We start from the raw sequence: 21,459 nt of genomic DNA, 5'->3' as shown, positions 1-21,459 counted from the left end.
GTGTTCAAATGGCGCTATATGCAAGAAAAGAAGCATACATACAACAGCCGGCCGTTCCTCAAAATCCGGCCCGGCAACCGGTAAGAAAAAAAGGAATTTTTACAAAAGGCGAGAAAGTGCTTTATTTGTCTTTCTTTGCAGCATTTGTCCTATGTGCACTTTTGGTTCTTCAAAACCAATCGGTGATCCAGGCATCTACACAAGAAATTCAAAAAATTGAACATTCAATCGATGAAAAAGTGAAACAAAATACAGATTTGTCTGTACAAGTAAATGAACTGTCTACATATGAGCGCATTTGGGCAAAAGCGAAAGAGCTTGGTCTAAAATTAAATGAGCAAAATGTAAAGGTAGTGCCAGGACAATGAAAAAAAAGTTTCGATTTCAATGGGGAGCCTTTCTGCTATTTTTAGTCTTTGCAGGGCTCTTTTTCATTTTGACCGTCAGAATTGTCTCAATACAGGCAACTGGCACCGTCGAGGGGCAGGAATTGGCAGCTAAAGCCGCGGCAAAATATCAGCAGGAGGAAGTGCTCGCTGCTGAGCGCGGAAAAATTTTAGACCGTGACGGACAAGTGATTGCGGAAGATACGCTGACGTATAAGGTGGTGGCGGTCTTAGATGAATCGGCCACCCAGAAAGCCAGCAATCCCCGCCACGTAGTGGATGTAGAAGAAACAGCCGAGTTTTTGGCGAAGCATTTGGGCATGGAAGAAGGCAAAATTTTAGACATATTGGAACAAGGCGTGGAGAAAGACCGCTACCAAGTGGAATTTGGAGTAGCTGGCCGTGAAATCAGCCATACAAAAATGCTTGAAATGAAAGAAGAAGAAGTACCAGGCATTCTGTTTGTCAAAGATTTAAAACGCCTATACCCGAATGGGGCATTTGCTTCCCATTTGATCGGTTTTGCGATGAAAGAAGAAACCAAAGACGGCCTCATGGTCACAAAAGGAAGGATGGGGCTTGAATCCATCCATAACAAAGCGTTGACTGGAAAAAACGGCAAAATCGAATTCTCCACCGATAAATGGGGATTTCTGCTGCCGAACAACGAATCTGCCGTTACTCCGGCAGTGGATGGTTCTAATGTCCAATTGACGCTTGATAAAACCCTTCAGAATTTCCTGGAAGACGCGATGACGAAAGTTCAGAAAGAATATGAACCGGCCCGTATGATTGCTGTCGTGGCAGATCCGGATACAGGGGAAATCTTGGCCATGTCACAGCGTCCGACATTCAATCCGAATACACGTGAGGGCCTTTCCGACAATTGGCTCAATGAAAGTATAGAATTAACCATCGAACCCGGTTCACCGATGAAAATGTTTACGTTGGCGTCTGCCATTGAAGAAGGCAAATGGGATCCGAACGCTTATTACAATTCGGGAACCTATTCGTTGATGGGCACGACCATTGGAGATTACAACAGCGGCAGAGGCTGGGGAAGCATTACGTTCCTGGAAGGTTTCCAGCGCTCGTCCAACGTGTCGATGGCGTATCTATTGGAACGCATTGGGCCTGAAACTTTCATGAAGTATATTGATGCTTTCGGTTTTGGCAAGAAAACAGGCATCGATTTGCCGAATGAAGCGCCAGGGAAAGTGTTGGATACCGGCCCGATCGAACGTCTGACGACAACATATGGTCAAGGTTCAACAGTGACGCCTATCCAAATGATCCAGGCAGCTTCAGCAATTGCCAATGAAGGCGTCATGATGAAGCCGTACGTCATTGACCAAATCAAAAATCCGGACACTGGAAAAGTGACCGTAAAAAGCAAACCGGAAAAAGCAGGACAGCCGATTTCTGCAGAAACTGCCGAAAAGGTGAAAGAAATCCTCGCTTCGACTGTCACTTCCGAAAATGGATCGGGCCGGCCGTTTGCGTTAAAGGACTATGCAGTAGCCGGCAAAACCGGTACTGCACAAGTGCCGGGCCCGGATGGCCGCTACATCAACCAGGGTAAAAACGGGTTTTTGTATTCTTTCCTCGGAATGGCGCCGGCGGATGACCCTGAACTGCTCGTCTATATTGGTGTCCAACAGCCGCAATTGCCTGCAGGAGAGTACGGAAGTGCACCTGTAGCCAAGATATTCAATTCGGTCATGGAAAACGGCTTAAAACACATGAATGTGAAGCCGGATAATGCGAAATCAGTAAAATCTACCGAGCTGGAGGATTACACAGGGAAATCTTCTGCGGAAGTTACAGAGCAATTGGCTGGAAGAGGACTGAATGTGGTAATTACCGGTGAAAGCGCGAAAGTGGATGGCCAGTACCCGGAAACGGGAGAAGCAGTCGTTGAAGGCGGCACAGTAATTTTGAAAACTGCTGGACCTTCAACATTGCCCGACTTTACGGGCTGGTCAAAACGTGATTTGCTGGCGTATCAGTCGCTCAGCGGCTTATCGGTGGAACTTGCCGGCCAGGGCTATGCCGTGAGCCAGAGCGCGTCTCCGGGATCAAAAGTCACTTCGAAAGATCCAGTCGTTATACGTCTTCAAACGCCTGAAAACGCCTCGCAAATCCAATCGACGGATAGTTTTGAAGGTGCACCGGCAGACGAGGATGAAGATGCAGCAGGCCAAGATGCAGCAGAATCAGGGACGGAAGAAAACCCTGAAGAAGCCGTGCCGGAAGAAAACGGTGCAGCTTCTGAAGAATCTGCAGAGGAAACGCCTGCAGTCGCCCCGGAAGCAATAACGGAAGAACCAACAGGAACTGCTGAAGAACCAGCTGAAGAAGATTCAGCTGGAGAAACAATCGAAGAAGAAATAGTTGAAGATCCAACTGAATAATTTATTGCTTAAAGGAGTTCTATGATGGACGTTAATTTATTGATTGGTTTTGGAGCCGCTTTTTTACTGACAGTTATACTGATGCCGCTTTTTATTCCCCTATTGAGAAGAATGAAATTTGGCCAGAGTATCCGGGAAGAAGGGCCTGAATCCCATATGAAAAAAACAGGGACCCCTACAATGGGGGGCCTTGTGTATTTAATCGCTATTATTGTGACGGTTTTGCTGGTCGCATTGTTTACTGAAGGGCTGACAGCGGATATCCTGATTCTTTTGCTGGTGCTTTTCGGTTTCGGCTTAATCGGCTTTTTGGATGATTTTATTAAAGTGGTGCTAAAAAGAAACTTGGGATTAACTTCCCTGCAGAAATTGATCGCTCAAATCGTTATTGCCGTTATTTCATTCTTTTTGCTGAACGGTACAGAATTTGATACGTCCGTGTCGATTCCGTTTACGGATGTGGCAATTGAACTATCGGTTGTGTATGTGCTGTTTATCATCTTCTGGCTCGTCGGCTTTTCCAATGCTGTCAATCTGACAGACGGACTCGACGGATTGGTTGCGGGCACAGCTTCAATCGCTTTTGCTGCATTTGGCGTTTTGGCTATTCACCAGGATGAAAACGCCATTGCCTTGTTTACGTTTTCAGTAGCAGGCGCCTTGCTTGGCTTCCTGGTATTCAATAAATACCCGGCGAAAGTCTTTATGGGGGACACGGGTTCATTGGCGCTCGGCGGAGCACTCGCAATGGTTTCAATTTTGTTGAAACAAGAGCTCTTGCTTTTATTGATCGGCCTGGTATTCGTTATTGAAACGCTGTCCGTCATCTTACAGGTCGGCAGTTTCAAATTAAGAAAAAAACGTATTTTCAAAATGAGCCCGATTCATCATCATTTTGAACTGAGCGGATGGTCAGAATGGAAAGTCGTCACAGTCTTTTGGCTGGTCGGCCTGATTGCCGCATTAATTGCAGTAGTTTTGGAGGTCTTATAAAATGAAGCAAGTTGAACAACTTTATCAAAAAAAAGTGCTTGTTTTGGGGCTGGCGAAAAGTGGATTTACAGCCGCTCGCATTCTCCATGGATTAGGTGCTTTTGTTACTGTTAACGATTCCAAGCCTTTTGAAGAAAACTCTGAAGCCCAGGAATTATTGAATATGGGTGTGACCGTGATTTGTGGCAGACATCCGGAAGATCTTTTGGATGAGGGCTTTGAATTAGTGGTAAAAAACCCGGGAATTCCTTATAACAATGTAATTATCGAGTCGGCAATCGAAAAAGGGATCCCGATTTGGACAGAAATTGAATTGGCTTATTTGATCAGCGAAGCCCCTTTTATCGGAATTACAGGCTCCAACGGGAAAACGACAACCACTACCTTGTTGTTCCATATGCTCAACCAGGACCGCAAGAAACCGTTGATTGCAGGGAATATCGGAACTGTCGCAAGCGGTGTTGCCGAAAATGCGACGGAAAATCATGTCATTGTTACCGAACTGTCTTCTTTCCAGTTGAAAGGGACAGATACTTTCCGGCCGCGCATCGCGATTGTTACCAACTTTTATGAGGCGCATTTGGACTATCATGGTTCGTTTGAAGACTACACCGCTTCGAAGATGAAAATTGCCCAGAACCAGACATCGGAAGATTATTTTATTTATAATGCGGACCAGCCGCTGCTGTCCGCGTTTGCAGCGAAGTGCAAAGCGCAGCTGATTCCGTTTACACTAAAAGGCAAGACCGAGCATAGCATCAGTGCAGATGATGAATTTGTTTATTGGCAAGGGGAAAAAGTGATTGAACGCTCGAAAATCATGTTGGGCGGCCAGCATAATTTAGAGAACATCCTGGCAGCTACCGCTGCGGCACTTCTATGGGACGGCACTACAGAAACCATCACCCGAGTGTTGACGTCCTTTACAGGCGTAAAACATCGTTCCCAATTTATCACTTCCTGGAACGGCAGAAAGTTTTATAACGATTCTAAAGCGACCAATGCCTTGGCGACAAAAAGTGCGCTTGAAGCATTTCCAGAACAAATCATCCTGCTGGCTGGCGGTCTTGAACGGGATCATTCGCTTGAAGAGCTGCGCCCTTACATGAACCGGGTAAAAGCGCTCATCACGTTTGGTGAAACCGCTGACCGTTTTGCAGAGTTTGCTGAAGATTGCGGAGTTCCGGCGATTACAAAAGCGGGGGACATGCTGGATGCCGTTGAAAAAGCAGTAAGCCATTCAGAAGAAGGAGACACCATTCTGCTGTCTCCGGCATGTGCAAGCTGGGATCAATATGAAAGTTTTGAAATCCGCGGAGATGCATTTATCGATGCGGTCCTGCAAGTAACAGAAGCGAACGAATAAAGGGAAAGGAGCAGCAAGTATGGACAAAGTGATTGATATCGAAGAACGCATCCCGACGCTTCGTGAGCGGCGGAAAAAAAGAACCAATCGCAAGTTCGTGGCGTTGCTGTTCATTTTTCTTGTATTGCTGGCCATTCTGATCTACAGCCAAACAAAATACAGTAAAATTCAGGACATAACTGTCACAGGTACGGAGCTGTACGGAAAAGCTGAGTATCAACAGCTCAGCGGCTTGTCGATTGGCGACTCCATGTGGTCTTTCACGGAATCGGATATTGAAAAGACCCTGGACGAGCTGGAATGGGTAGAAAAATCCTCGGTCAATAAAAAATGGCTGACTGGTGTAGAGATTGAAATTCAAGAATTTGAGAGCATCGGTTATCTTGATAAAAGCAATAGCTACCAGATGGTTTTATCAAATAATTTTGCTTTGCAAAAACCGGTAACTTCAGTTAATGGCCCCATCTTAACCAATTTTGAAGATGCTAAGACGAGATCAAAACTGGTCAATCAGCTGACAAAGATCGATTCGGAAGTATTCAACTTGATCTCCCAGATTATTTTGTCTCCAAGTGAAGAAGACGCAGCTTATGTTACGCTCTATATGAACGATGGAAACGAAGTAAGAGGGATATTAAGTTCGCTGGCTGAAAAGCTGAATTACTATCCTTCTGTTGTAGCTCAGCTTGAAGACGGCCAAAAAGGTGTAATTGACATGGAGGTCGGAATTTTCTTCCGTTCGTACGATGACGTCTACGGTCCTCGGAAGGAAGGTGCTGAGAATGAAGAATCCGAAGCAGCCGAAGAAGAATAACCGGGCAAGCTTCAGTAAATCGATCATCTTTTCTCTTGTTTTTCTCGTATTGGGCTTTATCATGGCTTATTCCTACAGCCTTTCCCAAGAGGAAGAGGCAGCCAGAAACTTTGATGGAAAATCTTTTTCTGAAGAAGAAAAGCGGTTTCGGGGAGAATTGATTGAACAGCAGGAACGCAACAAATCATTGCGTGGGGAATTACAAGAAAAACAAGCAACTGTCCAGGAATATGAAGATTCTTTTTCAGACGGTGAAAACCGTTTTGCGGACTATACGGAAGAAGCGGAAGCCCTGCGCCGGTATATCGGCATCCTGCCGGTTAAAGGCGACGGATTAAAAGTAACGCTGCAGGACGGCGATTACGAGCCGGATTCAGTAAATCCGAATGATTATATTGTACATGAGAGCCATGTGTTCCAAGTGATCAACGAACTGTATATTTCAGGTGCACAAGCCATTTCAATCAACGGGCAGCGAATCCACGCGAATTCGTATATTGTCTGCACCGGACCGGTCATTACCGTAGACGGCGTCCAGTACCCGGCGCCTTTCACGATCGAAGCGATTGGAGAACCTAATGTGCTGGAATCTTCCATGAAGCTATCGGGCGGGGTTATGGATCAGCTTGTAAATGACAATATCATCGTCACATTGGACGCAGGACAAAAAATTCAAATGCCAGCGTTGCTGACAGAATCGTAGGAGGGGAGAGGCAGCATGAAAAAGAAACTCTCTTCCCGCTTCTCAGTCATCTTATTCATCATCGGATTGATGGCGGTGGTACAGTATAACACCATCAATGAACCGGATGCGCGCGACACACGGGATATTTGGGAAATCAGACAGGAACTTTCGCGCGAAATGCAGCTGCATTCGGAGTTGCTGACAGAGATCGGCACTGTTGATGATACCTTATCCAAATACGAAGATGCGTCGAATGAGAGTCCGGAGCAAGCATTAAAAGAAACAGTCGAGGATTTAAGAAGTGCAGCTGGCCTGGACGAAATGACCGGTCCAGGCATAGAAATCTCCATTGAACCCTCTCCAGAAGCAGTCGCTTTAGGTTTGAATATTGAAGGGATTGCACCCGATCTATTGATCCGCCTGGTCAATGAAATCAATCGCCATAATGGGCTCTACATTTCGATTGATGGCAACCGCGTGGTTAATACAACCGCCATCCGCGACATTAATGGAACGACTACAGTCAATACCGTTCCAGTTCAAACTCCGCCATTTAAAATTAAAATTGTTTCAAAAACGATGGATGACACGGAAAAGCTGTATAATCATTTAATGTCATCACGCATACACGATGACTTTTATATTGATAACCTTTCTGTCATTATCACCGAACCAATGGATCAACTGACTGTTGAAGCTTACGACAAAGAACACAATTATCAACAATTAGAAAAAGTGGAGGGGGAATAAGTATGTGGTTGTCAATACTGGGTTTATTGCTTGGGATTTCACTCGGCCTATTAACCGATATGCAAATTCCTCCTGAATATGCAGATTATTTGTCCATCGCCGTGCTTGCTTCGCTTGACACCTTGTTCGGTGGAATTCGGGCGCATTTGCAAGGCGTCTACGATGACAAAGTATTTGTTTCCGGCTTTTTCTTCAATATTGTACTGGCAGCTGCACTTGCGTTTATCGGCGTGCACCTGGGAGTCGATTTATATCTAGCCGCCATTTTTGCATTTGGGGTTCGCTTATTCCAAAATATTGCTGTCATCCGCCGGATTCTGCTGACAAAATGGGCAGAAAAAAAGGAAGTTCGTGAATTGCAAGGGTAAGTTGAAGGAAAATTTACAAAGTTGTGCTGTTTTACTTAGACAAGGGATACAATTTACAATAGAATATAATATAGAAGTTTATTAAGGAGGTGCCACGAATTGAGTCAATCAGAATTATACGTAAGCCTAGACATCGGTTCGTCATCCGTTAAAGTATTAATCGGAGAAATGGCCAACAAATCTTTACATGTCATTGGCGTAGGAAATGTAAAATCAAACGGAATCAGAAAAGGTGCGATTGTTGATATAGATGCTACAGTTCAATCCATTAAAAAAGCAGTGGACCAAGCGGAGCGCATGATCGGAAAGTCGATCCACGAGGTAGTGCTGGGAATCCCAGCTAACAAAGCAGCTCTTCATCCTGTCAAAGGGGTAGTGGCAGTCAACAGCGAAAACCGTGAAATTACGGATGATGACCTGGACCGTGTTCTTGAAGCGGCGCAAGTTATTTCCATTCCGCCTGAACGGGAATTGGTCAATATTATACCTGAACAGTATATCGTCGACCATTTGGATGAAATCAAAGATCCGCGAGGTATGATTGGGATTCGCCTTGAAATGGATGGTACAATGGTGACAACATCAAAAACCATTTTGCATAATGTGTTAAGATGCGTAGAACGTGCGGGCTTGCAAATCCGTGATATTTACGTTCAGCCACTTGTCGCAGGGTATGTTGCATTAACAGAAGATGAAAAAAATCACGGCACTGCTTGCATCGACATCGGTGGAGGGTCAACATCAATCGCTGTCTTCCAAGATGGCCATTTGACTGCTTCTTCCGTTATTCCAGTCGGCGGCGACCATGTGACCAAAGATTTATCCATCGTTTTGAAAACGCCAACAGAACAAGCTGAAAAAATCAAACTGGAGTATGGCCATGCATTTTATGACGATGCTTCTGAAGATGAATTGTTTGAAGTGGAAGTAATCGGTTCCGATTCAAAAGAGCAATACAGCCAAAAATACATATCTGAAATAATCGGAGTTCGCCTGGAAGAACTTTTCGAATTGATTTTAGATGAGCTTTACCGTCTTGGATATCAAGACCTTCCAGGAGGAGTCGTATTGACTGGCGGAATGGCTAAGCTTGAAGGGCTGCCGGAATTGGCGCGCCATATCATGCAAACGCGCGTCCGCCTGTACGTACCGGAATTCATCGGCGTGCGGGAACCTCAATACACGACTGCTGTCGGCCTGATCCAGTATGCTTACATGGAAGATATGTTCTATGGCAATGTAGGAAGCGGAGGCGCTTTGTCCGAATCTGCTCATGTAGAGCCGGAACCGCAGCACCAGCAGCCTAAAAAGCAAAAGCAGCCGAAACAGAACAGTGAAGGCGTTGTTACAAAAGCTAAAAAAATGTTTGATAGATTCTTTGAATAAAATCAACATTGCATTATGCTTAATCTAAAGCTGAGCAATATATAGGAGGAAAAAGAATGTTGGAATTTGATACATCAATCGATGCACTGGCAGTCATTAAAGTAATCGGTGTAGGCGGCGGCGGAAACAACGCAGTAAACCGTATGATCGAACACGGAGTGCAAGGCGTAGAATTCATCGCTGTAAATACAGATGCACAAGCTTTAAACCTTTCAAAAGCTGAAACTAGACTTCAAATCGGAGGCAAACTGACTCGCGGACTTGGAGCGGGCGCTAATCCGGAAGTCGGCAAAAAAGCGGCTGAAGAAAGCAAAGAACAAATCGAAGAAGCACTGCGCGGAGCAGATATGGTATTTGTTACTGCCGGCATGGGCGGCGGAACAGGTACTGGAGCAGCACCTGTAATTGCAGGGATTGCCAAAGAACTAGGCGCTTTGACGGTTGGGGTTGTAACTCGCCCATTCACTTTCGAAGGACGCAAGCGTTCGACTCAGGCAATCAGCGGAATCAGCACGATGAAAGAATCTGTTGATACGCTAATCGTTATTCCAAACGACCGTTTGCTTGAAATCGTTGACAAGAGCACGCCGATGCTTGAAGCTTTCCGTGAAGCGGATAACGTTCTTCGCCAAGGGGTTCAAGGTATTTCCGATTTGATCGCTGTACCTGGACTAATCAACCTTGACTTTGCTGACGTGAAAACAATCATGTCCAACAAAGGATCTGCTTTGATGGGGATTGGTGTTTCTTCAGGCGAAAACCGTGCATCTGAAGCAGCGAAAAAAGCTGTTTCAAGCCCGTTGCTGGAAGTTTCCGTTGACGGAGCAAAAGGTGTTTTGATGAACATCACCGGCGGATCTAACCTTAGCCTTTATGAAGTACAAGAAGCAGCAGACATCGTAGCCTCAGCTTCTGACGAAGATGTAAATATGATTTTCGGATCGGTCATCAACGATAACCTTAAAGATGAAATCGTAGTTACCGTTATTGCTACGGGATTCAACGAAGAATTGCTGCAGCCGAGAACGCCAAGAGGATCAGGATTAAACTCAAGCCGAGTACAGTCCATCCAACAGCAGTCTCCGCCGTCTCTTCGTGAATCACGCCGGGAAGATCAGCGCCGGGAAGAGCATTACCCGTCGTATCAGCAAGAGCCTGCCCGCCAGGACAAACCACAGGAAGATGCATTAGACATCCCTACATTCCTGCGCAACCGTCAAAAAAGAAGATAATTGAAATTGACAGCCGCCTTTGGGCGGCTGTTTTTCTTTTTGCCTAGTGATTTCAGAGCATCGCCTATGTTGCATATTTTTGTACAAGAAAAGGCGGCATTATAAGATAAGAAGGGCTTAATGATCGGGTGGAATTGATAAAAAACCTGTAACTTGGTACAATAAAGTGAAACTACATTCAGATGGGGGCTCCCCGGAAAGTGCTAGTGGAACCGATCAAACTTTTGCGTTCAGCGGCTTCCGCCGAATGCAGCAGGTGACTTGTCTTGCGGTAAGCAGGATCAGTTGAACATCAATAGAAAAGTTGTGAATGCATGAAACCCATTAAACCAGTCTATGAAGAAATTACACAAGAATTAAATAATGTCCGGCCTGGCATTCAGGTCATTGCGGTGACCAAACAAGTAGGTGTTGAGCGCACAACTGAGGCAATTGAAGCTGGCATCCGCCATCTTGGGGAAAACCGGCCGGAAGGATTGTTGAATAAGCGCCAGGCAATCGCAAGAGAGGCCAGCTGGCATTTTATCGGAAATCTGCAGACGAGAAAAGTCAAGGAAGTCATTGACCAAATTGATTATCTTCATTCCTTGGACCGCATGAGCCTGGCCAAGGAAATCCAGAAACGGGCAACTCATCCCTTGAAATGCTTTGTACAAGTGAATGTTTCAAAGGAACAATCCAAAAGCGGGATACTTGCAGAAGAAGCAGTAGCATTTGTTAAATCACTGGAAGCTTTTGATAAAATCCAGGTAGTCGGATTGATGACAATGGCACCGAACACCACGGACGAGACCATCATTCGTAATGTATTCAAAGGATTGAAATCGCTTCAACTTGAAGTTGCGGCTGAAGGAATGAGCCATGCCCCTTGCACAGAGTGCTCGATGGGAATGTCCAATGATTACAAAATCGCAGCTGAAGAAGGAGCGACTTTTGTTCGCATAGGGACTGCATTAGTAGGGTCAGAAAGTGAGGCAATGTGATGAGCATGAAAAACAAATTCAAAAATTTCTTTTATCTGGAGGAATTTGAAGAAGACGAGCCGCAAGTCGAGCAGCAGCCGAAGCCTCAGCCAGAACAAGCACAGGCCCGGCCTAAGCCCCAGACCAAGCCGCAGACCGTTTCCCGCTATGAGAAAGCGGTAACGGTGCAGCCGGATATTCGAAAACAACCCAAAGAACGGAGACAAAAAACAGTGGAAACAGGAGCTACCAATCTTGTAAGCCTGCAAAGTGCAGTTAAATCCTCGAAAATGATCTTAGCGGAACCAAGAGTTTATGCAGAAGCCCAGGACATTGCCGAAAATTTGAAAAACAAACGAGCCGTCGTAGTAAATCTGCAGCGCATTGAAAAAGACCAAGGTTTGCGCATCATTGATTTCCTGAGCGGAACTGTATATGCACTTGGCGGAGACATACAGCGCATCGGAACGGATATATTCCTGTGCGTGCCGGATACCGTTGAAGTTGACGGAGCCATTTCCGAGTATTACTATGACGATCAACAATAAAAGAGGTGCATGAAGAACTGATGATTGCTTTATTGAATTTAATTTTAGTCGCTATAAACATCTATTCGTTTATTTTAATTGCCAGCATTTTAATGAGCTGGCTGCCGAATGCGAAAGAATCAAGTTTTGGCCGTATGCTGTCAAGCATCACCGACCCTTATCTTGATATTTTCAGGCGCTTTATTCCCCCGTTCGGAATGATTGACTTTTCGCCAATCGTTGCCATTTTCGCTTTAAACTTAGCGAGCCGCGGGATTATCGTTCTATTTTCTTATTTCAGCTAATGACCTCACATAACGTGAGGTTTTTTGCTTGAAACCCATTAACTATCCAAAAGGAGCGCTTTCTATGGAGTCATTATTTCAGCATTTCAGAAAAGACGAACAGCCGTTCATCGAACAAGTGACAGGCTGGATGATAGATGTTGAAGACCGCTATACGCCTAAACTGACTGATTTTCTGGATCCGAGACAGCGTTTTATCGTAACATCCGTTGTCGGATCAAGCGATATCCAAGTGGCTGCGTCGGGGCTGTTCGAAGACGCGGAAAGGCAGCGTGTGCTGCTCTATCCATCGTATTACGAGCCGCAAAAAGAAGATTTTCAAATTATCGTTTTTGATTTGAACTACCCTACCAAGTTTGTTACGCTGCAGCATCCGGATATTCTGGGCTCCATGATGTCAATCGGCCTTGACCGGAGCAAGTTTGGCGATATCCGAATTGATGGGCAGCGAATCCAGATTGCCGTAGCGGATGAAGTCAGCAGCTATTTGCAGGCTAATTTTACAACGGCTGCAAAAGTGAAAGTCCATTTGGAAGAAGCCGGATCAGAAGAAAGCTTCATAAAGGTGGCGGAAGACTGGACAGAAGAAAGCCATACGGTCAGTTCGCTGCGGCTGGATACCGTCATCAGTTCGGTCTATAATATTTCCCGCCAGAAAGCGTCGGCGTTGATCAACGGCGGAAAAGTGAAAGTCAACTGGACCGTTCAGGAACAGCCATCGTTTGAGTTGAATGAATCGGATATGGTATCATCGCGTGGATATGGCCGCGTCAAAATGATGGAAATCGAAGGCCGTACAAAAAAAGACAAAATTCGTCTGCTCGTTGGCAGATTAGAGACGGCCAAGTAAGCCGGTTTGAAAAAATGCAAAATAGTACTGATATTTACTGCCATGGACTGTATAATGTAAAGAAACGAAGTTAATTAAGGAGAGGTGCCCTTACTATGCCATTATCCCCCTTGGATATACATAATAAAGAGTTTAGCAAAGCGTTTAGAGGATATCAGGAAGACGAAGTAAACGAATTCCTGGATCAAATCATCAAAGATTACGAAATTCTGTTAAAAGAAAAGAAAGAATTGGAAGAGCGCTTAACGCAAACAGATGAGCGCGTCGGCCATTTCACAACAATTGAGTCAACTCTGCAGAAATCGATTGTGGTGGCACAAGAAGCAGCAGAAGAAGTTCGCCGCAATACGCAAAAAGAAGCGAAGCTGATTATCCGCGAAGCTGAAAAAAATGCAGACCGCATCGTCAATGAATCATTGACGAAAGCGCGCCGCATTGCGCTCGAAATCGAAGAGTTGAAGAAACAGTCCAAAGTATTCCGCAACCGCTTCAAAATGCTGGTGGAAGCCCAGTTGGACTTGATTGAAACAGATGATTGGGAAACGTTGATGGAATATGACATCGATACGACCAATCTGGACAAATTGGAAGAAAAGAAAGAAGTCTACTGAACTTGACGCAGCAACTTCTAAATTCTATAATTACGTCATATCTTTAAAAGCGTTGACGGAGACAGTACTCCAAACAATTCGACAAAGCGAGCCAGGGGCAGTGAGAGCCTGGTGAAGAATGTTTTGAGGAAAATCACTCTTGAGCAGAATTGGGGAACCGACAAAGTACCCAATTCCGTATCCACCACGTTACGGTGTTCGAGTGGCAGCTAAAGGCTGCAACAAGGGTGGTACCGCGAGTTTAGCTCCTCGTCCCTTTCCAGGGATGGGGGGCTTTTTATTATGCCTACAGGAGGAATTGCAATGGAATACAAAGACACGTTATTGATGCCGAAAACAGATTTCCCGATGCGCGGCAATTTGCCGAATCGGGAACCGGAAATGCAGAAAAAATGGGAAGACATGAATATTTACCAAAAATCGCTGGAACGGACGAAAGGACGCCCGTTCTTCATTCTTCACGACGGCCCGCCTTATGCCAACGGCGACCTTCATATGGGCCATGCCCTTAACAAAGTGCTAAAAGACATGATCGTCCGTTCGCGTTCGATGATGGGCTTCCACGCTCCGTATGTTCCGGGCTGGGACACGCACGGCCTGCCGATTGAACAGGCATTGACCAACAAAGGCGTCAACCGCAAGGAAATGTCTTTGGCGGAATTCCGCAAGCTTTGTGAAGAATACGCCTACCAGCAAATCGACAACCAGCGTTCGCAGTTTAAACGCATCGGGGTTCGCGGCGATTGGGAAAATCCATATGTTACGTTGAAGCCGGCCTATGAAGCCCGCCAAATCGAAGTGTTCGGCAAAATGGCGAACAAAGGCTATATCTATAAAGGCCTAAAACCGGTTTACTGGTCCCCTTCAAGTGAATCCTCACTGGCGGAAGCGGAAATCGAGTATGCTGATAAGAAATCACCATCAATCTATGTTGCTTTTAAAGTTGTGGATGGAAAAGGTGTTTTGGCAGAAGGCACAAACGTGTTGATCTGGACAACGACTCCTTGGACCATCCCGGCAAACTTGGGAATCTCGGCACATGCCGATTTCAACTATGTGGAAGTTTCCGTGAATGGATCTTTGTATGTGGTGGCTCAGGATTTATTGGATGAAGTGGCAAAAGAAGTGGAATGGACGGATTATGAAGTGGTGCGTGAAATCAAAGGCGTCCAGTTTGAACATATCCTAACGAAACACCCGCTGTATGACCGCACTTCGTTGATGATGCTTGGAGAACACGTAACAATCGATTCCGGTACCGGTTTTGTCCACACAGCTCCAGGGCACGGGGAAGATGACTTCCTGATCGGCAAAAAGTACGGTTTGGATGTTCTTTGTCCGGTTGATGAAAAAGGCGTCATGACGGACGAAGCGCCAGGGTTTGAAGGCCAGTTTTACGACAAAGCCAATAAATCCATCACGGAAGCTTTGGACGAAGCAGGCGCACTTGTGCACTTGTCATTCATCACACACTCGTACCCGCACGACTGGCGCACGAAAAAGCCGGTCATCTACCGGGCGACGGCTCAATGGTTTGTTTCCATCGAAGCATTCCGCGACCAAATCTTAAAAGCCATCGGCGAAACAAGCTTTACACCGGCATGGGGCGAGACGCGCCTCTTCAATATGCTGCGTGACCGCGGCGACTGGAATATCTCGCGCCAGCGCGTTTGGGGCGTGCCGATTCCTGTATTTTATGCAGAAAACGGCGATCCAATCATCACGAAAGAAACGATCTCCCATATTGCAGAATTGTTCCGCGAACACGGTTCAAATGTCTGGTTCGAACGCACAGCTGCCGAATTATTGCCGCCTGGATTTACACATCCAAGCAGCCCGAACGGCATCTTTGTCAAAGAAACCGACATCATGGATGTTTGGTTCGATTCAGGTTCGTCCCACCAAGGCGTCCTGGAAGAACGCGAAGATCTTCAATACCCGGCTGATTTGTATTTGGAAGGCTCTGACCAATACCGGGGCTGGTTCAACTCATCATTGACGACAAGCGTCGCGATCAATGGCATCGCGCCTTATAAAGGCATCTTGAGCCACGGATTTACTTTGGACGGCAATGGCCGCAAAATGAGTAAATCACTCGGCAACGTCATCGTTCCTGCAAAAGTCATGAACCAGATGGGTGCAGATATCCTTCGCCTGTGGGTAGCGTCTGTTGACTATACCGCTGACGTACGCGTATCAGATGACAACTTCAAGCAAGTGTCGGAAGTCTACCGCAAAATCCGCAACACATTGAAATTCCTTCACGGCAACTTGGCGGATTTCAATGAACAAGAACACCGTGTCGCATTTGAAGATATGCGCGAAATGGATCAGTATATGGTCATGAAACTGCAGAAGATGATCGAGACAGCCCGAAAAGGCTACGAAACGTATGAGTTCTCTTCGATCTATCACGCATTGAATGGCTATTGCGCAAATGACTTGAGCTCATTCTACCTGGATGTAGCGAAAGACGTTGTTTACATTGAAGCGGCTGACCATCCACACCGCCGTGCGATGCAGACGGTTATGTTCGATTCCTTGATGGCGATCCTGAAATTGGCGACGCCGATCATCCCGCATACAACAGATGAAATGTGGGGCTACTTAGGCTTTGTGGAAGAAGAAAGCGTTCAGCTGACGGATTTCCCTGAAAGCGAAGAAAACCCGGCATTTGCAGACCTTGAAGCGAAATGGACGAACTTTATGGACGTCCGCGATGATGTGTTGAAAGCATTGGAAGAAGCCCGTGCTGCGAAAACCATCGGGAAATCGCTTGAAGCCAAAGTGACCGTTTACGGATCAGAAGAAGTAAACAGCTTGCTTTCTTCGGTGGATGAAAACGTAGCTCAGCTGTTCATCGTATCCCAATACGAATTCGGCGGAGCGCTTGAACAAGCACCGGAACAGGCATTGACTTTAAATAAAGTTGCAGTAGTTGTCGAAAAAGCGTCAGGCGAAAAATGCGAACGCTGCTGGACAATTTCTGAAGAAATCGGCAAAAACGAATCACATCCGGCTCTATGCCCGCGTTGTGCAAGCGTCGTCGAAAAACAATACGCATAATACGATTAAAGAGGCTATCCCGTATGTCATTAAAATGACAAAGGATAGCCTCTTTTTTAAGTGAAGTGTAAATGCCGTTTCATTTGCTTCAGGCGCACGGTTTCCGTCGGCTCGAGCGGAAAAGTGTGAGGCCAATACTTAGCGGCGAAGCGATTCGAAAAATTGATGTCTTTATCTTTGATTCAGCTTATAAATTATTTAACGTAAAAATTGTATAGACTTTTAAATCAATCCCGCTTGAAGGACATTTCAGCCAGTTTCCTTTTTCGAGGCGGGATGTGGTAAAATAAATTGACTGATGAATTGACGGGGGAAACACATGTTTATACTTTATTATGGGATTGCATTAGTGATCATTGCACTTGATCAATGGACCAAGTGGCTGGTAGTAAAAAATATGGAATTGGGTGAACGGATTGCTGTTCTGGACCCGTATCTTGGCTGGCTTTCGCACCGGAACCGCGGAGCTGCCTGGGGGATGCTGGAAGGGCAAATGTGGCTGTTCGCCATCATCACAGTGGCTGTAATAGCCGGAATTCTTTGGTATTTTCATAAGCACGCAACCGGAAAACCATTGTTTCAATTGAGTTTAATGGTGCTGCTCGGCGGTGCAATCGGAAACTTTATCGACCGGATGCTGCGCGGGGAAGTAGTGGACTTTGTGGATGTGCTGATTCCTGTCATCAATTACGATTTCCCGATTTTTAATGTGGCGGATGCTGCATTGACAGTAGGTGTGGTATTGATGATCCTATTTATCATCATTGACGAAAAACAAGAAAAGAAAAAGGTGTCTTAATGGAAATTGAAGATTTGACAATAGAAATAACAGAAGAAATGGCCGGTGTGCGGATCGATAAAGCTGTATCCTCAATCGACGAAGACTGGTCCCGCTCGCAAATTGCGAACTGGGTGAAAGACGGCGCTGTGAAAGTCAACGGTGAAACGGTCAAACCGAATTACAAAGTGCGTTTGGACGATATCATCATTGTCTCGCCGCCGCTGTTGGAAGAACTGGACGTTGTTCCGGAAGATTTGAATCTCGAAATCACTTACGAAGACGCTGATGTTTTAGTGGTAAATAAGCCAAGAGGCATGGTGGTCCATCCGGCTCCCGGACATGCAAACGGCACACTTGTCAACGGGCTAATGTTCCATTGCAAGGACTTGTCGGGCATTAACGGCGTAGCCCGTCCGGGAATCGTCCACCGCATCGACAAAGACACTTCCGGTTTATTGATGGTTGCCAAAAATGATGTGGCTCATACTTCGTTAGTCGACCAACTAGTGAAAAAAACCGTTACGCGTAAATACGTAGCGCTTGTCCATGGCCATATTCCGCACGACAAAGGCACAATCGAAGCGCCTATCGGCCGCGACTCGAAGGACCGCCAGAAAATGGCTGTCATCGACAAAGGCAAGCACGCTGTCACACATTTCCGCGTATTGGAGCGTTTCGGCAATTTTACCCTAGTGGAATGCCGCTTGGAAACAGGCCGTACGCACCAAATCCGTGTCCATATGAAATACATCGGCTTCCCATTAGTAGGCGATCCGAAGTATGGACCGAAAAAAACAATGGACATCGGCGGCCAAGCGCTGCATGCGGAAGTGATCGGCTTTGATCATCCGCGAACAGGTGAATACCTGGAGTTTTCGGCAGAACCGCCAACCCAATTTGCAGAGCTTTTGGAATCTCTTCGAGAGAAAGATTGACAAAGCGGCTAAGGGTTCTTTATACTTAAAAAAACAAATCGAATAAGCAACACCTTTAAAAACGGTCCAGAGAGGCCGAGAAGGTATTTACGCTGGCTGGGAGACTGTCTTCCATGCTGAATTTTTCTGCGCATCTAACCTCTTGCCTCTCAGGCAAGAGGTTTTTTATTTGGAAAAGGAGTGGAATCCATGGTAGAAAAAGCAGGGATTTTGGATGAAAAAGCAATCACGCGGGCCATTACGCGAATCGCCCACGAAATCATCGAACGCAATAAAGGTATAGACGACTGCATCTTAGTCGGCATCAAGACAAGAGGGGCATTCATTGCAAAGCGGCTCGCTGAAAAAATCGAACAGATCGAAGGCAAGCCGATTTTAAAAGGCGAACTGGATATTACACTGTACCGTGACGATTTGAGCGTGAAAACGAAAAATCAGGAACCGCTTGTCCAGCAAGTGGACATCGAACACAATATTTCAAATAAGAAAGTGATTTTGGTCGATGATGTGCTGTACACGGGCAGAACGGTCAGAGCAGCTATGGATGCTGTGATGGACCTTGGCCGCCCGGCGCAGATCCAGCTCGCGGTGCTGGTTGACCGGGGACACCGGGAATTGCCGATCCGGGCGGATTTTGTCGGAAAGAACATTCCAACGTCGAGCAACGAACGCATTGTCGTGCAAATGGAAGAAAGCGACGGCAGCGACCGGGTAGCGATCCACGAATAGAAACGGAGAGAAGCAGCAATGAATGAAGCAGTATTGGATGTACAAGATCAACCAAAAACGGTCCAATGGATTTCATTGAGCCTTCAGCACATGTTCGCTATGTTCGGCGCAACGATTCTCGTACCGAAACTGGTCGGCTTGAGCCCGGCGATTGCGCTGTTGACAAGCGGCATCGCGACCATCATCTTCATCCTGATCACCCAGTTTAAAGTGCCGGCGTACCTCGGTTCGTCTTTCGCCTTTATCGTCCCGATCACCATTGCCACTGAAACGGGCGGCATCGGCTCAGCGATGATCGGTGCCATGTTTGTATCACTCGTCTACGCCATTGTCGCACTCATCATCTGGAAAACTGGTTACCGCTGGCTGATGGAGCTTCTGCCGCCGATTGTGGTCGGGCCGGTCATCATCGTCATCGGGCTGGCATTATCCGGAACAGCGGTTGACATGGCGATGAACATCACGGTGGACGGTGTGAGCCAATACAGCATGAAGCATTTCTCAGCCGCACTGGTCACGCTGATTACCGCCATCATCTGCAATATTTACTTTAAAAACATTATTTCTCTGATGCCGATCCTGATCGGCATTATCGCAGGCTACATCTACTCGGCGGCAATCGGCATTATCGATTATGCACCGATCGCCAAAGCTACCTGGTTCCAGGTGCCGGACTTCCTGATTCCCGGCATCGACTACAGCTTTACTGTCACGCCAACCTTGCTGTTCGTCATGGTGCCGATCGCCATCGTGACAATTTCTGAACACATCGGCCATCAGCTGGTGCTCGGGAAAATTGTAGAACGCAATTACATAAAAGATCCCGGGCTTCACCGCTCGATTCTCGGCGACGGGCTCGGCACATTGATTTCATCTTTCGTCGGCGGACCGCCAAAAACGACTTACGGGGAAAACATCGGCGTACTGGCCATCACCCGGGTATACAGCGTCTACGTCATCATCGGAGCAGCCGTGTTCGCCATCGCCTTCTCGTTCTTCGGGAAACTGATGGCGGTCATCGAAACGATACCAACCGCGGTGCTCGGCGGCATTTCGATCCTGCTGTTCGGGATTATCGCTTCATCCGGCCTGCGCATGCTGGTCGACAACCGCATCAACTTCGGCGACAAACGCAATTTGGTCATCTCCTCAGTCATCCTGGTCATCGGGATCGGCGGAGCGAAAATCCAGTTCAGCGAGTCGTTCTCAATCGAAGGAATGGCGCTTGCTGCCATCATCGGCGTACTGTTAAACCTCGTCCTGCCAGGGCGCAACAAAGAAGAAATTGATCACGGAACTGCATAACCACCTTTTAATGAATGTCCAGAGAGGCATGGAAAGGGTCGAAGCAAGGGCGAACCATGCCTTTATTTCCTCACACCTTCCTGCTCTCAGGAAGGTGTTTTTTAATGAAAGGAAGGGATTCAAATGCCAAACGTACTGACAATGAACCACTTGAAAAACCGGACCATCATGAAATTGCTGAAACGGGCAGGAGAATTCGAACGCGGCGAACAGCATCCCATGACGGGAACCATCGTCAATCTGTTCTACGAGCCAAGCACACGGACCAAAATGAGCTTTGAAATGGCCGAACACCGCATGGGGCTGACCGTACTTCCATTTGAAACAGCCTTCTCAAGTGTCCAAAAAGGCGAAACTTTGTATGACACGGTCAAAACTTTCGAGTCGATCGGAGTGGACGGCATTGTCATCCGCCATGAAGAAGAAGCTTATTACGAAGAGCTGAAAGGCTGCAATGTAGCGATCATCAACGGCGGTGACGGCTCGGGGCAGCACCCGACGCAATCGCTGCTCGACTTGTACACGATCCATCAGGAGTTTGGCCGCTTTGAAGGCATTCACGTGACCATTGTCGGCGACATTGCCCATAGCCGGGTTGCCAAATCGAATGCAGCTGCCTTGAAGCAGCTGGGAGCTGAAGTATCGTTCGTCTGCCCGGAAGAATGGAGCGGCGGCTACGAAACCTCGCAGAACTTAGATGAATTGCTTCCGGATACGGACGTCGTCATGATGCTGCGCGTCCAGCACGAACGCCACGCGGTATCGGCTTTGTTCTCGAAAGAAAACTACCATAAACAATTCGGCTTGACGGTGGAGCGCGAGCGGAAGATGAAAGAAACAGCCATCATCATGCATCCGGCACCCATCAATAGAGGCGTCGAGATTGCGGACAGCTTAGTGGAATGCGAACGCTCACGGATATTCAAACAAATGGCAAACGGTGTGTTTGTCCGGATGGCTGTACTGGAATATGCATTGAAAGGGAGAGATTGAG

Annotated in this window: 21 protein-coding genes and 1 other annotated feature; all 21 genes read left to right on the top strand. The window is 46.7% G+C overall.

What is annotated here, in order from left to right:
• The first annotated feature begins 8 nt into the window (after window positions 1-8).
• The gene (gene ftsL / locus QWY22_RS13060) at window positions 9-368 is read left to right on the top strand and encodes a cell division protein FtsL (RefSeq protein ID WP_053166402.1); all 360 of its coding nucleotides are present in this window, start codon (window positions 9-11) and stop codon (window positions 366-368) included.
• Entirely contained in the window at window positions 365-2,800 is a 2,436-nt protein-coding gene (locus QWY22_RS13055) for a penicillin-binding protein (protein ID WP_300981276.1), read from the top strand. Before ftsL ends, QWY22_RS13055 begins: the two co-directional genes overlap by 4 nt.
• Window positions 2,801-2,821: 21 nt before the next feature.
• Window positions 2,822-3,793: a phospho-N-acetylmuramoyl-pentapeptide-transferase gene (mraY, locus tag QWY22_RS13050; RefSeq protein ID WP_407072317.1), complete on the top strand. Its 972-nt coding sequence runs from the start codon at window positions 2,822-2,824 to the stop codon at window positions 3,791-3,793.
• Between the two features lies 1 nt (window position 3,794).
• Window positions 3,795-5,159, top strand: coding sequence for a UDP-N-acetylmuramoyl-L-alanine--D-glutamate ligase (murD, locus tag QWY22_RS13045; RefSeq protein WP_300981273.1), 1,365 nt, complete (start codon window positions 3,795-3,797; stop codon window positions 5,157-5,159).
• Window positions 5,160-5,178: 19 nt separating this feature from the next.
• The gene (locus QWY22_RS13040; protein ID WP_300981271.1) at window positions 5,179-5,973 is read left to right on the top strand and encodes a cell division protein FtsQ/DivIB; all 795 of its coding nucleotides are present in this window, start codon (window positions 5,179-5,181) and stop codon (window positions 5,971-5,973) included.
• A complete protein-coding gene (locus tag QWY22_RS13035) occupies window positions 5,942-6,676 on the top strand; it encodes a DUF881 domain-containing protein (RefSeq protein ID WP_300981270.1) in 735 nt (244 codons plus the stop codon). The genes QWY22_RS13040 and QWY22_RS13035 overlap by 32 nt, the downstream gene beginning before the upstream one ends.
• Window positions 6,677-6,691: 15 nt before the next feature.
• Window positions 6,692-7,408 (top strand): DUF881 domain-containing protein, encoded by a 717-nt coding sequence (locus tag QWY22_RS13030; RefSeq protein ID WP_300981269.1) that lies wholly within the window; start codon window positions 6,692-6,694, stop codon window positions 7,406-7,408.
• Window positions 7,409-7,410: 2 nt separating this feature from the next.
• Window positions 7,411-7,776: a small basic family protein gene (locus tag QWY22_RS13025; RefSeq protein WP_036806885.1), complete on the top strand. Its 366-nt coding sequence runs from the start codon at window positions 7,411-7,413 to the stop codon at window positions 7,774-7,776.
• Window positions 7,777-7,875: 99 nt separating this feature from the next.
• Window positions 7,876-9,162 carry a cell division protein FtsA gene (ftsA, locus tag QWY22_RS13020; protein WP_300981268.1) on the top strand — a complete coding sequence of 429 codons (1,287 nt, stop codon included), beginning with the start codon at window positions 7,876-7,878 and terminating at the stop codon, window positions 9,160-9,162.
• Window positions 9,163-9,218: 56 nt separating this feature from the next.
• The gene (ftsZ, locus tag QWY22_RS13015) at window positions 9,219-10,394 is read left to right on the top strand and encodes a cell division protein FtsZ (RefSeq protein WP_074510206.1); all 1,176 of its coding nucleotides are present in this window, start codon (window positions 9,219-9,221) and stop codon (window positions 10,392-10,394) included.
• Between the two features lie 314 nt (window positions 10,395-10,708).
• Window positions 10,709-11,377 (top strand): YggS family pyridoxal phosphate-dependent enzyme, encoded by a 669-nt coding sequence (locus QWY22_RS13010; protein WP_300981267.1) that lies wholly within the window; start codon window positions 10,709-10,711, stop codon window positions 11,375-11,377.
• Window positions 11,377-11,904 (top strand): cell division protein SepF, encoded by a 528-nt coding sequence (locus QWY22_RS13005; protein ID WP_300981265.1) that lies wholly within the window; start codon window positions 11,377-11,379, stop codon window positions 11,902-11,904. The genes QWY22_RS13010 and QWY22_RS13005 overlap by 1 nt, the downstream gene beginning before the upstream one ends.
• Window positions 11,905-11,924: 20 nt before the next feature.
• Window positions 11,925-12,188 (top strand): YggT family protein, encoded by a 264-nt coding sequence (locus QWY22_RS13000; protein ID WP_036806871.1) that lies wholly within the window; start codon window positions 11,925-11,927, stop codon window positions 12,186-12,188.
• Between the two features lie 64 nt (window positions 12,189-12,252).
• Window positions 12,253-13,038 (top strand): YlmH family RNA-binding protein, encoded by a 786-nt coding sequence (locus tag QWY22_RS12995; protein ID WP_300981263.1) that lies wholly within the window; start codon window positions 12,253-12,255, stop codon window positions 13,036-13,038.
• 95 nt (window positions 13,039-13,133) lie between these two features.
• Window positions 13,134-13,649: a DivIVA domain-containing protein gene (locus QWY22_RS12990; RefSeq protein WP_300981262.1), complete on the top strand. Its 516-nt coding sequence runs from the start codon at window positions 13,134-13,136 to the stop codon at window positions 13,647-13,649.
• 43 nt (window positions 13,650-13,692) lie between these two features.
• Window positions 13,693-13,909: a binding site (T-box leader), on the top strand.
• 43 nt (window positions 13,910-13,952) lie between these two features.
• Window positions 13,953-16,715, top strand: a complete 2,763-nt coding sequence (gene ileS / locus QWY22_RS12985) for an isoleucine--tRNA ligase (protein ID WP_300981261.1) — start codon at window positions 13,953-13,955, stop codon at window positions 16,713-16,715.
• A gap of 319 nt (window positions 16,716-17,034) precedes the next feature.
• Window positions 17,035-17,514, top strand: a complete 480-nt coding sequence (gene lspA / locus QWY22_RS12980) for a signal peptidase II (RefSeq protein ID WP_074510202.1) — start codon at window positions 17,035-17,037, stop codon at window positions 17,512-17,514.
• A 5-nt stretch (window positions 17,515-17,519) separates the two neighbouring features.
• Window positions 17,520-18,431 carry an RluA family pseudouridine synthase gene (locus tag QWY22_RS12975; RefSeq protein WP_300984391.1) on the top strand — a complete coding sequence of 304 codons (912 nt, stop codon included), beginning with the start codon at window positions 17,520-17,522 and terminating at the stop codon, window positions 18,429-18,431.
• 189 nt (window positions 18,432-18,620) lie between these two features.
• The gene (gene pyrR / locus QWY22_RS12970) at window positions 18,621-19,160 is read left to right on the top strand and encodes a bifunctional pyr operon transcriptional regulator/uracil phosphoribosyltransferase PyrR (RefSeq protein ID WP_224074950.1); all 540 of its coding nucleotides are present in this window, start codon (window positions 18,621-18,623) and stop codon (window positions 19,158-19,160) included.
• A gap of 18 nt (window positions 19,161-19,178) precedes the next feature.
• Entirely contained in the window at window positions 19,179-20,465 is a 1,287-nt protein-coding gene (locus QWY22_RS12965; RefSeq protein ID WP_300981260.1) for a solute carrier family 23 protein, read from the top strand.
• 123 nt (window positions 20,466-20,588) lie between these two features.
• A complete protein-coding gene (locus QWY22_RS12960) occupies window positions 20,589-21,458 on the top strand; it encodes an aspartate carbamoyltransferase catalytic subunit (protein ID WP_300981259.1) in 870 nt (289 codons plus the stop codon).
• Window position 21,459 lies beyond the last annotated feature (1 nt).

The sequence above is a fragment of the Planococcus liqunii genome (assembly GCF_030413595.1).
GTDB lineage: Bacteria > Bacillota > Bacilli > Bacillales_A > Planococcaceae > Planococcus > Planococcus liqunii.
The sequence above is the reverse complement of the archived record's forward strand: the minus strand, read 5'-3'. Positions and strand labels throughout refer to the sequence as shown.